The organism is Accumulibacter sp. (assembly GCF_029255145.1).
In the GTDB taxonomy this organism is placed as follows: Bacteria; Pseudomonadota; Gammaproteobacteria; order Burkholderiales; family Rhodocyclaceae; genus Accumulibacter.
The window spans coordinates 37,599-49,313 of record NZ_JAPUVQ010000150.1; the positions used below are offsets into that span (position 1 = coordinate 37,599).

The following is an 11,715-nucleotide window of genomic DNA, read 5'->3' on the forward strand; positions in this document are numbered from 1 at the left end:
CTAGCGCCGTGCCCCGAATGCCCGAGACCAGGCCGCTGATCAAACTCGTGGCGACACCCGAAGACCACCGCATCGCGCAACTTGCGGCGGCGGCGATCGGTCTGTCGCTGATCGACGCGGCGATCCCGCTGCCGTTGCCAGGAATCAAACCTGGCCTGGCGAACATCGTCACGCTGATCGTCCTGGCGCGCTACGGCTGGCTTGCCGCCGCCTGGGTCAGCGGCCTGCGCGTCTTTGCCGGCGGCCTGCTGCTCGGCTATTTTCTCTCGCCCGGGTTCTTCATGAGCCTCACCGGTGCGCTGTTCAGCCTGGCCACGCTGGCGCTCGCCAGCCGCCTGCCGAAGCGCTGGTTCGGGCCAGTCAGCTGGAGCGTCCTGGCCGCCTTCGCCCATATCGGCGGGCAGTTGCTACTGGCCCGACTGTGGCTGATCCCCCACGACGGCCTGTTCCTGATGGTGCCGTTTTTCGCAGCGGCGGCGCTCACTTTCGGTATCATCAACGGCCTGCTTGCCGCGCGCCTGCTTGAGGAGCTGCCGGTCGATGCAGCGGAGGTCAACCATGCCTGAAACGATCTGCCTGGCCTTCACCGGCGCCTCCGGCATGCCCTACGGCGTCCGCCTGCTCGAGTGCCTGCTGGCCGCCGGCTGCCGCGTGCAGTTGCTCTACTCGCAGGTCGCGCAGATCGTCGCCCGGCAGGAGATGGAGCTCGAGCTGCCGGCGCGTGCCAGCGATGCGCGCGCCGCCTTGCAAGGGCGCTTCCAGGGCTTGCCGGGAACACTCGAAGTTTTCGGCCGCGACGAGTGGTTCGCACCGGTCGCCAGCGGTTCCAACCCACCCGACGCGATGGTCGTCTGCCCGTGCTCGATGGGAACCCTGGCGGCAATTGCCCAGGGGCTGGCCAGCAAGCTGATCGAGCGGGCCGCCGACGTGGTCCTCAAGGAAGGCCGTAAGCTGGTCCTGGTGCCGCGCGAGACGCCCCTGTCGGCGATCCATCTCGAGAACATGTTGCGGCTGTCGCGAGCCGGGGCAGTAATCCTTCCACCCAGCCCGGGTTTTTATCACCACCCGCAGCGCGTCGAGGATCTGGTCGATTTTGTCGTCGCCCGCATCCTCGATCAGCTGCGGGTGCCGCACGCGCTGATCCGGCGCTGGGGAGACCCCGAGGCCAGCGAATGAGGTCGGCTGAAGGCCCCATGCAACCGCCCCGCGAAACGGCGACCGCACGATGGTCGCCGGAAATGGCGCTGTTTCGGCTCGGCGTGGCGTTGTTCCCGGGCGGCCTGAGAGCGTTGCTGCCGCAAATCGCCGCCCCGGCGGGAGCGGCCCGGATGCCCGCTCCGGATGTCTTCGACGACGCCAGCCGGCCCGCCTTTCGACTGGCCGAAACCTTGCCGCTGGAACAGCTGACCCGGCAGAAACCGCTCGAAGTCGACCATCCCGCGGCTCGGCTGGACACACTGTCAGGCGATCTGTCCCAGCCGCCACCGAACGGCCCGTAATGAACGGCGCGGCGACACGCTCGCCGACCAGGCTGGTGACCCTCTTCTGCGTCTCGGAAGCCGCCTCGATGGCCGGCTTCGCGCTGGTACCGTCGCTGCTCCCGCAGCTCTCGGAGCAATGGTCGCTATCGGCAACCGAAGCTGGCTGGCTTGGCGGCATTTTCTTTCTCGGCTACATCCTGGCCGTTCCGCTTCTGGTCGGCTGGACCGATCGCATCGACGCGCGGCGCATCTACCTGGCCGGCGCCGCCTTGAGTGGCGCCGCGCTGGCCGGCTTTGCCAGCTTTGCGGACAGTCTTGCCGCCGCCATGTTCTGGTGGTGGCTCGCCGGGCTTGGCCTGGCCGGCACCTACATGCCAGGCCTGAAAGCGCTGACCGATCGGCTGCCGGTCGCCGCGCAGTCGCGCGGCACGGCGTTCTACACCGCCACCTTCGGCGTCGGCGCAGGACTATCGTACCTGTGGATCGAACTGCTGCGAGGGCTGCTGCCATGGCCCGCGCTGTTCGCCGCCGCGGCCGGCGGCACGGCGCTGTCGCTCGCGCTGGTCTGGCGCGGGGTGTCGCCGGGCCAGCGGCCAGCGCCGGTTGCGGTCGCCCACCGCCGTTGGCGCAGCGTCCTGCGCGACCGCCGCATCCTGGCCTTCTGCGGCGGCTACTTCGGTCACAACTGGGAGCTCTTCGGCTTCCGCGGCTGGCTGGTTGCATACCTGACCTGGACGCATGCCAGCAGCGCCCACCCCTGGACCAGCATGCCTGGGCTGATCGCGGCGCTGGCGACTTTTCTCGCCGTCCCGGCGAGCATCCTCGGCAACGAAGGAGCGCAGCGCTGGGGACGCAGTCGGTGGCTGAACGGCGTGATGCCCTTGTCGTGCGCCCTGGCGCTCGTCGTCGCCTTTTCGGGCGGTCAGTCGAGCCGGCTGCTGGTGCCGCTGGTGCTCGTTTACGCGTTGAGCATGAATCTCGATTCAGCCGCGCTGACCGCCGGTCTGCTCACCGAAACGGCCCCCGAAATCCGCGGCACCGCGCTCGCGCTGTACTCGTCGATCGGCTTCGCCGGCGGCTTCTTCGGGCCCGTGGCATTTGGCGTCGCGCTCGACGCCTTCGGTCGTGCCAGCGATGCGGGCTGGGCGGCCGGCTTCGTGACGCTGGCCTGCGGCGTCGCTTTCGGGCGTTGGGCGATCGGCCAGATCGGCACCATGCCGGCCACAGCGAGTCACCAATGAGCCCGCAAGCCGGCCGCGACGGCGCTTGCACTGGTAGCCCGCGCCGACCAGACGCTGGCTCGTTCCCTGGCCTTGTCTTGTCTTGCCCGGCGAAGTCTTGCAGTATTGCCCGATGACATCCGTTGCTTCTCTCGCCACCATCCGTAGCCAACGCCGAACGCTGCGGATGGCGGTCGCCGTGCTGCTCCTGGTAGTCCTGCTGCTGCTGCCTTACCAGCTCTGGTTGAGCTACCAGGAGCAGGTTCACGCTGCCGAAACAACCACGCGCAACTATGCTGCGATCTTCGAGACCCGCCTCGAAGCAACGCTGCGGCGCACCGATAGCGTCCTGCAGGAACTGGCATGGCACATCCCCGCGGCAGCACTGAACCCGCGGCAGGCCGCCCGCTACCGCAGCGAAGTAGACGGCGAACTCGACGAACACCTGCACAATTTTGAGGAACTGGCCGGTCTGCGGGTTTTCGACCGCAATGGCGACCTGCAGTACAGCTCGGACGCGGCCGCGACGCCGCGGATCAATGTCGTCGACCGCGACTATTTCCGGATGCTGCGCGAAACGCCGCTGGCCGGACCGGTGTTCTCGGAGGTCCTGTCGTCGCGCGTCATCGACCGACCCAGCCTGATCGTCGCCCGCGCCCTGGTCGGCGAGCAAGGCACTTTTCTTGGCATCGTCACCGCAGCGCTCGACCTCGCACGCTACCAGCGGATCTTCCGGTCGGTCGATCTCGGCAGGACCGGGTCGATCGCACTGCGTCGGAGTGACGACCAACGCCTGGTCGTCCGCTGGCCGGATCTCGCCGGGCTGGTGAACCAGCCGCTCGATCCACGGCATCCGTTTAGCCTGCAGATGAGCGCCAGCGAGCCGACGGCAACGCTGCGCCTTGCCGACCCGACCGACCCGCAGGAGCGCATCTACAGCCTGCACCGGCTGCAGCGTTATCCCTTCTATTTCGTCATCGGCGTCAGCGTCGACGAGGTTCTGGCTGGCTGGCGGACGCGCGTGCTGGTGGTCGGTGTTTCCGGCTTGCTGCTGCTGGTCCTGCTGAGCACGCTGCTGCTGCGCCTGCAACGCAGCGAACGGCGCCAGGCACAGCTGATCAGCGAGCTGGTCGAGGGCGAGCGGCAGCTGCGCGCCAACGCCGAGCGACTGAACATCTTCCAGCTCCTGGTGGACAACGCCGGGCAGGGCATCGGCATGGCGTATCCGGACGGAAAGCTCATTTACGTCAACCCGGCAGCGCGCCGAATGCTGCAGCTGCCGCCGGCGGCAGAGAGCAGCGACTACTCGCTCACGCAGTTCTACAGCGACGAGAACCTGCACAGGATGCAGCAGGAGGTGCTGCCGGCTGCTCTGGAGACCGGCCACTGGACTGGCGAGATTGAATTGAAGGCGCTCGACGGCCGCAGCATTCCGACCATCCACGCGGTCTTCGTGGTCCATCAAGTTCCGGGAGAACGGCCGATCATCGCCAATGTCCTGGCCGACCTGAGCGAACGCCAGGAAATGGAAGAGCGCAACCGGCAGCTGCTGGCCGAGATGCAGACCTTGCTGGCCAACGCCATGGTCGGCATCGTGCACCTCCGGCAGCGACGTGTCATCTACTGCAACCGGCGCACCGAGGAAATCTTCGGTTACCAGCCGGGCGAACTGGTCGGCGAGTCGTCGGAGTGCTTCTACGCGTCGCGCGAGATCTTCGAACAGGTCGGTGCCAGAGCCTACGCCACGGTCGCCACGGGCAGCGCCTTCAGCACTGAAATGATGCTCAGGCGCAAGGACGGCAGCCTGTTCTGGGGCGCGTTGACCGGCCGGGCGATCGACCCGCAAGCGCCACAGGCAGGAAGTATCTGGATTTTCGCCGACATCTCGGAACGCCGGCAGGCCGAGGAAGAATCGCAGAAGCTGTTGCAGGCGGTCGAACAAACGCCGATGGCGATCATGATGACCAACCGTGACGGGGAAATCGAGTACGTCAATCCGAGTTTCACCCGCGTCACCGGCTATTCGCGGCTCGAAGCGATCGGCCGCAACCCGCGCTTCCTGCAATCCGGCGAGACGCCCGCCGAAACCTACCGCAGCCTGTGGCGCAGCCTGCTCGACGGCCGGGTGTGGAGCGGTCTGCTTCACAACCGGCGCAAGAGCGGCGAACTGTTCTGGGAAAATGCGTCGATTTCGCCGGTTCTTGGCGATCACGGCGAGGTCACCCACTACCTGGCGGTCAAGGAGGACGTTACCGACCGACTACGCGCCGAGCAGCAGCTACGCGAGAGTGAGGAGGCTTTTCGCCGTCTTTTCGAGGACGCCAAGGACCCGCTGCTGCTGCTCAAGAATGGCCGCTTCATCGACTGCAACGCGGCCACCCTGGCGCTCCTTGGCTACGGCTCCAAGGCCGAGTTCCTCGGTCGCCGTCCGGCCGACATCTCGCCGGCCCGCCAGCCCGACGGCCAGGTCTCCGACCAGAAGGCAGCGGCGATGATCGCCGCCGCACGTCGTTTCGGCTACCACCGCTTCGAGTGGACGCACCAGCGCGCGAACGGCTCGCTGGTCGCGGTCGAGGTCACGCTGACGCCGATCACGCTGCGTGGGGACGTGATTCTGCATACGCTCTGGCGCGATATCAGCGAACGCCGGGTCACCGAGACACGATTGCGTCTGCTGGCCGGTGTTTTCGAGCACAGCGCAGAGGCGATCATGGTCAGCGACCGCGACAACCGCATCCTGGAGGTGAACCATTCGTTCTGCCGCCTCACCGGCTATGACGCCGACGAAGTCCGCGGCAGGGATCCCGGGCTGCTGTCGTCGGGGCGATCATCCGCCGACGACTATCGGCAGATGTGGCAGGCGATCAATACCACCGGTCACTGGCAAGGCGAAGTCTGGGACCGCCGCAAGGATGGCAGCTGCTACCCGAAATGGCTGGCGATCTCGACCATTCGCGGCGCCGACGGCGCCATCGAGTACTACATCGGCAGCTTCGTCGACATCTCCGAGCGCAAGGCCGCCGAAGAGAAGATCAGCCATCTTGCGCACTTCGACACGCTGACCGACCTGCCCAACCGCTCCAGCCTGCAGTCGCGGCTGGACCAGGCGCTGGCCAACGCGCGGCGTGACCGCCCGAGCAGCCCGCTGGCGGTGATGTTCCTTGATCTCGATCGCTTCAAGAACATCAACGACACGCTCGGTCACCACATTGGCGACGCCCTGTTGCTGGAAGTCTCGCAGCGCTTGCGCGCCAGTGTCCGCCAGAGCGATGTAGTGGCGCGGCTGGGCGGTGACGAATTCGTCGTCGTGCTGACCGGTACCGACGCCGCGGCGGCCGAGCGGGTGGCGGCCAAGGTCCTCAAGGCGCTGTCGCAGCCCTACCAATTCGACGGACACACGGTGCACACCACGTCGAGCATCGGCATTACGGTCTTCCCGGGCGACGGCGAGACCGCCGACCTGCTGATGCGCAACGCCGACGCCGCGATGTATCACGCCAAGGCCGCCGGACGCAACAACGTGCAGTTCTTCACCGCGAGCATGAACGAGCTGGCCAGAGACCGGCGACAACTCGAGGAGGGTCTGCATCTGGCTTTGCAGCGGGGTCAGTTCATCGTCCATTACCAGCCACAGGTTGACGCCAAGCGACGCGTATTTGCGGCCGAAGCGCTGCTGCGCTGGCTACATCCCGAACGTGGGCTGGTGTCGCCAGCCCAGTTCATCCCGCTGGCCGAGGACACCGGTCTGATCGTGCCGATCGGTCAGTGGGTCCTGGCAAGCGCCTGCGCGCAGCTCAAGGAGTGGTCACTGGAAGAGCGGACTCGCGAGTTGCAAGTGGCGGTAAACGTCAGCGCCCGCCAATTCCGCCAGGCGGATTTCGTCGACCAGCTGGCGGTGATACTGCGGCACAGCGGTGCCGAGCCAACACGCCTGAAGCTGGAACTGACCGAGAGTCTGGTGCTCGACAACGTCGCCGATACGATCACCAAGATGAACGCCATCAAGCGTCTTGGCGTCACCTTCGCGATGGACGATTTCGGTACCGGCTACTCCTCGCTCTCGTACCTGACCCGCCTGCCGCTGGACCAGATCAAGATCGACCGCGCCTTCGTCAACCGACTCCCCGACAACCAGAGCGACGCGGTGATCGCCCAGACCATCGTCACCATGGGCCGTAGTCTCGGGCTGAAGGTCGTTGCCGAGGGAGTGGAAAACGAGGCTCAGTACCGGTTTCTCGACAGCCACGGCTGCGACGGCTATCAGGGCTATCTGTTCAGCCGCCCCTTGGCCAGCGACGATTTTGCCCGGTTTCTGAAACAAAGATCATCCTGACCGGACCGCCGCTGCGCGGCACGACCGTGCCGCTGGCATCAGACGGCGGCGCCCAGCAGGAGCTTCTTGATCGGCGCCGGCAAGGCCGCCGCTGCGATCTGGTCGACCGGCAGCCATTCGAGAACGGCCTCGCTTGCGCCGCCGAGCACTTCGACGTCACAGCGCAACACCTCGATACGCAGGCGAAAATGGCTGAAGACGTGCGCGATCGGCGGCAGCGCCCGGGCACTCAGCAACCGGCAACCGTGGCGCAGAACGAAAGCGTCCGGGGCTTCGCCGCGCAGTTCGGGCAAGCTCAGCAGCCCGCCCCAGATACCGACCGGCGGGCGGCGCTCGAGCAGCACCCGCTGGCCATCGGTGAGCAACAGCACGCTGCTCGATCGCTGTGGCAGCGCCGCCCTGCTCCGGCGCTCCGGCAGTTCGGCTTGGCGGCCGTCGCGGCGGGCGACACAGATCTCCCGCAGCGGACAGCCGGCGCAGGCGGGCTGGCGGGCGGTGCACACCGTCGCCCCCAAGTCCATCATGCCCTGGGTGTAACTTTGCACGCCGCGCTCCGGCAGCAGCGATTCGGCGAGCGCCCACAGCGCACGCTGATCCTGCGCGGCCGACGAGCCGGCGGTGACCGCAAAGCAGCGCGCCAGGACGCGTTTGACATTGCCATCGAGAATGGCGGCGCGGCGGCCGAAGGCAAAGACGCTGATCGCCGCAGCCGTAGACCGACCGATTCCCGGCAAATCCACGTTTTCACGGGGATCGGCAGAGAACTTCCCCGCCCGCTCGCCGACCAGCATTTGCGCGCACCGGTGCAGATTGCGCGCGCGTGCGTAATATCCGAGCCCGGACCACAGCTCGAGGACACTGCCGAGCGGCGCGCGAGCGAGTGCTTCAAGGGTCGGAAAACGTGCCAGAAAACGCGCGTAATAGGGAATCACGGTGGGCACCTGCGTTTGCTGCAGCATGATTTCAGACAGCCAGATGCGGTACGGGTCGGCCGTCTGCTGCCATGGCAGGTCGTGGCGGCCATTGGCTTTCTGCCAGCCAATCACGCGTCGGGAAAAGCCGCGTCGGGCGGCGGGACTGGAGTCAAGCATGTGCCGAACGGTTGCTCGCCGTGGCTGGAAAATGCCCGCTTGCACAACGGCCCGGACGAGGATTCGCCCGGCGCTCTTGAACGCACGCCGCAGGGCGATGTCTGATCGAGTCCAGATAATGGATTATCAAAATCGTCTCGACATCGAAGCGCAGTGCGGCGATAATCGCGCTTTTCGTCTACTTGCCGGCACGACGAGGAATGGCAAGCCCGGCAAGCAGAATGGCAAATCTGCCGAAGTTTGCATTGGCCTTATCGTCAGGTGTTTATTATTATCGGTAGCTGTCACCGGATTTCCATTTGCCTTGCCGCAGTCATGCGGATCTCGCCAACCATTTTGCCAACAGTGAATTCTAGCATGCCCGCAGCACGACCCCGGACGGCGTGATGGACCGGCTTTCTGGATCGCCCGAATGCCCGGCCGCCTCCGCCGCACTTGCCGACCTGCCGTGCGAGACCTGTGACACGGGCCGCGCGCTGGCGGCGCGAGACCTTGTCTGTCGGGACTTCCGCGATGCTCTGGGCAGCTTTGCCACCGGCGTCACGGTGCTTACGGCGCTGGCCCCGGACGGCAAACCGATCGCGGTGACGATCAATTCCTTCAACGCCGTTTCGCTGGAGCCGCCGCTGATCCTCTGGAGCCTGTCGTGCACTTCACCGCGACTCGACGCTTTCCGTCGCGCCAGCCATTACGCCGTCAATGTATTGGCCGCCGACCAGCAGTGGATCTCGGACTATTTTGCCGGCCGGGACAACGATCGTTTCGATCCGGTCGCGACCACCCGGGGACTGGCTGGCGCACCGCTCATCGAGGGCTGCTCGGCGTGGTTCGAGTGCGTCAATGAGGTACAACATCCCGGTGGCGACCATCTCGTTTTCATTGGTCGGGTGCAGCGCTTTGCGCGGGGAGAAGCCAGCGAGCCGCTGATTTTCCATGCCGGTGTCTATCGGCAGCTACGCGGGACCGCGGAGCGATAGCCATGAGCAGACGATCGGATAGCGTCGGCAAGGAGTACTGCCAATGCCGGGGCGGTCGACGTCGAGCAGCGAGCACTTGTTTTTCCAGCTGCGTTCTCGGCGTCATGGCGGCAGCGCGACACAACTTGATGACTTGATGCGTCGCGTGCTGCCTGTTGTAAATGGCGGTTTTCTTGTGTAACAGAACAATTTACTTTCGGGAGAAGTGCATGGCGACGTACAAGGAACTACTGGAACAACGTGAGGCCTTGGAGCAACAAATCGCGGAAGCTCGGCAGACAGAAGTGGCGTCGGCTATCGTGAAAGCGAAGCAGCTGATCGCCGAGTACGGTTTGACCGCCGCCGATTGCGGCTTCAGGGGCGTGGCTGCCTTTGCCGGCAAGACCAAGACCACGGTCGCCGTCAAGTTTCGCGGCCCCAACGGCGAGACCTGGTCGGGCCGCGGCAAGGCGCCAAACTGGCTGACAAGTCTGGAGGCGCAAGGACGGCACAAGGACGAGTTCCTGGTTGCACGGTAGTCGCGCGCCGGCAATGATCTCAGCCCGGCCCTCCTCGCCGGCACGGCAGGAGTGGCCAGCTTGCGGACTTCTTCGTGGCGTGACCTGCGCAGGCAGGCCGTTCGCGGTCCGTCGCCGGTCGTTGCGCTGTCGCCGCCGGGCAGGCGTGCCAGCGCCGTAGCGGATCCACCAAGAGGCTAGAGAATGAACATCCTGGTAACCGGCGGCTGCGGCTACATCGGCTCGCACGCCTGCGTCGCGCTGCTCGCCGCAGGTCACGCGGTGACCGTCGTCGACGATTTCTCCAACAGCCGGCCCGAGGTCCTCGACCGCGTCGCCAGGATTGCCGGCCAACGGCCGCTCTTGGTCGAGGGCGATGTCCGTGACCGCGCCTTGCTGCGCCGCGTCTTCACGGATTCGCCGATCGACGCGGTGATTCACTTCGCCGGCCTGAAAGCCGTCGGCGAATCGGTAGCCCAGCCCTTGCGATACTACGACTGCAACGTCGGCGGGACGATCGCCCTGTGCGAGCTGATGGCCGAAGCCTCGGTCAAGACCCTGATCTTCAGTTCCTCGGCGACGGTCTATGGCGACCCGGCCTCGGTGCCGATCCGCGAAGATTTCCCGCGCTCGGCGACCAATCCGTATGGTGCCAGCAAGCTGATGATCGAAGACATCCTGGCCGACCTGGTGCACGCCGACCGGCAATGGCGGATCGCGCGCCTGCGCTATTTCAACCCCGTCGGCGCGCACCCCAGCGGCCTGATCGGCGAGGAACCCAATGGCGTGCCCAACAACCTGCTGCCCTACGTGGCGCAGGTGGCGGCCGGCACGCGCAAGCAGCTGAGCGTCTTCGGCAGCGATTATCCGACCCCCGACGGCACCGGCGTCCGTGACTACATTCACGTCATGGACCTCGTTGAGGGCCACCTGGCGGCGCTTGACCATCTGCTCGCCAGGGGCGGCCTGCTGACGGTCAATCTGGGCACTGGTTGCGGCTACTCGGTACTCGACATGGTTCGCGCCTTCGCCGCCGTCAGCGGTCGACCGGTGCCCTACGCGCTGGTGCCACGCCGCCCGGGCGATGTCGCGAGCTGTTACGCCGACCCGGCATTGGCCCAGCAGCTGCTCGGCTGGCAAGCCCGGCGCGGCATCGAGCAAATGTGCAGCGACGCCTGGCGCTGGCAGCAGCAGCGCGCCTCGACCTGAACGGAAAGCATGGCAACGTACGCTATTGGCGATATTCAGGGCTGTTTCGATTCGCTGCTGCAGCTCCTGGACAAGTGCCGTTTCGATCCGGCCTGCGACCGTCTGTGGCTGGTCGGCGACATCGTCAACCGTGGCCCGCGCTCCCTGGAAACGCTGCGTTTCGTTCGCGATCTGGGTCCGGCTGCAACGACGGTACTGGGCAATCACGACCTCTACCTGCTGCTGGTCGCCGCCGGATTTGACCGGCGGGGCAAGGGCGACACGCTCGACGAAATCCTCGATGCAGCCGACTGCCAGGAATTGATGGATTGGCTGCGGCATCGGCCGCTATGCCATCAGGAAGGCGAATTCTGCCTGGTCCATGCCGGCCTGTTGCCGCAGTGGACGGTGGCCCGAGCGCGCGCGCTGGCCGCAGAGGTCGAAGCGGTGCTCGCTGGCCCGAGCTATCTGGATTTCATGGCCAACATGTGGGGTAGCGAGCCAGCAGCTTGGAGCGACGACCTGGAAGGCTGGGCGCGCTTGCGGGTGATCGTCAACGCGATGACCAGGATGCGCCTCTGTTCAGCTGACGGCGTGATGGAGTTCAAGACCAAAGGCGAGCTGGCGAGCGCGCCGGCCGACCTGCTGCCATGGTTCGAGGTCCCGGGCAGACTGAGCGCCGGCGACGTTCTGGTCACCGGCCACTGGTCGGCACTCGGGCTGAGGATCGAGCCCAACTTGCTGGCGCTCGATTCGGGTTGCCTGTGGGGCCGCCATCTGACGGCCGTTCGCCTTGACGACCGCGAGGTTTTCCAGGTCGATTGCTCGCCCGGCGAAGCCCAGGGATGAGCTGAAACCCTGCCGGCGCGAGAAAGACAGCAGCCCGCAAGCGCCCGCCTGCTAGAATCGCCGCAGCACATTCCCGGAG

11 protein-coding genes are annotated in these 11,715 nt (G+C 66.0%); 10 read left to right on the top strand and 1 reads right to left on the bottom strand.

Going from position 1 to position 11,715, the window contains the following annotated elements; translation table 11 throughout:
• Nucleotides 1-17 precede the first annotated feature (17 nt).
• The 5 genes from Q1L50_RS19750 to Q1L50_RS19770 all read left to right on the top strand — a co-directional run bounded on the left by Q1L50_RS19750 (nt 18) and on the right by Q1L50_RS19770 (nt 7,034).
• A complete protein-coding gene (locus tag Q1L50_RS19750) occupies nt 18-566 on the top strand; it encodes a Gx transporter family protein (RefSeq protein WP_300342062.1) in 549 nt (182 codons plus the stop codon).
• Nucleotides 559-1,176 carry a flavin prenyltransferase UbiX gene (locus Q1L50_RS19755; protein WP_300342063.1) on the top strand — a complete coding sequence of 206 codons (618 nt, stop codon included), beginning with the start codon at nt 559-561 and terminating at the stop codon, nt 1,174-1,176. The genes Q1L50_RS19750 and Q1L50_RS19755 overlap by 8 nt, the downstream gene beginning before the upstream one ends.
• 62 nt (nt 1,177-1,238) lie before the next feature.
• The gene (locus tag Q1L50_RS19760) at nt 1,239-1,499 is read left to right on the top strand and encodes a hypothetical protein (protein ID WP_300342064.1); all 261 of its coding nucleotides are present in this window, start codon (nt 1,239-1,241) and stop codon (nt 1,497-1,499) included.
• Nucleotides 1,499-2,722, top strand: coding sequence for an MFS transporter (locus Q1L50_RS19765; RefSeq protein ID WP_300342065.1), 1,224 nt, complete (start codon nt 1,499-1,501; stop codon nt 2,720-2,722). Before Q1L50_RS19760 ends, Q1L50_RS19765 begins: the two co-directional genes overlap by 1 nt.
• A 112-nt stretch (nt 2,723-2,834) precedes the next feature.
• Nucleotides 2,835-7,034 (top strand): PAS domain S-box protein, encoded by a 4,200-nt coding sequence (locus Q1L50_RS19770; RefSeq protein ID WP_300342066.1) that lies wholly within the window; start codon nt 2,835-2,837, stop codon nt 7,032-7,034.
• 38 nt (nt 7,035-7,072) lie between these two features.
• Here Q1L50_RS19770 and mutY read toward each other — a convergent pair whose 3' ends face one another.
• A complete protein-coding gene (gene mutY, locus Q1L50_RS19775; RefSeq protein WP_300342067.1) occupies nt 7,073-8,125 on the bottom strand; it encodes an A/G-specific adenine glycosylase in 1,053 nt (350 codons plus the stop codon).
• 118 nt (nt 8,126-8,243) lie between these two features.
• On the opposite strand from mutY, the gene Q1L50_RS19780 reads away from it, so the two are divergent.
• From Q1L50_RS19780 to Q1L50_RS19800, 5 genes are all read left to right on the top strand, one after another.
• Nucleotides 8,244-8,474, top strand: coding sequence for a hypothetical protein (locus Q1L50_RS19780; protein ID WP_300342076.1), 231 nt, complete (start codon nt 8,244-8,246; stop codon nt 8,472-8,474).
• A 37-nt stretch (nt 8,475-8,511) separates the two neighbouring features.
• The gene (locus Q1L50_RS19785; RefSeq protein ID WP_300342077.1) at nt 8,512-9,102 is read left to right on the top strand and encodes a flavin reductase family protein; all 591 of its coding nucleotides are present in this window, start codon (nt 8,512-8,514) and stop codon (nt 9,100-9,102) included.
• Between the two features lie 209 nt (nt 9,103-9,311).
• A complete protein-coding gene (locus Q1L50_RS19790; RefSeq protein ID WP_300342078.1) occupies nt 9,312-9,620 on the top strand; it encodes an H-NS histone family protein in 309 nt (102 codons plus the stop codon).
• A gap of 183 nt (nt 9,621-9,803) precedes the next feature.
• Nucleotides 9,804-10,808, top strand: a complete 1,005-nt coding sequence (gene galE / locus Q1L50_RS19795) for a UDP-glucose 4-epimerase GalE (protein WP_300342079.1) — start codon at nt 9,804-9,806, stop codon at nt 10,806-10,808.
• A 9-nt stretch (nt 10,809-10,817) separates the two neighbouring features.
• On the top strand, nt 10,818-11,636 hold the full coding sequence (locus Q1L50_RS19800) for a symmetrical bis(5'-nucleosyl)-tetraphosphatase (RefSeq protein ID WP_300342080.1): 819 nt from the start codon (nt 10,818-10,820) through the stop codon (nt 11,634-11,636).
• The last annotated feature ends 79 nt before the right edge of the window (nt 11,637-11,715 follow it).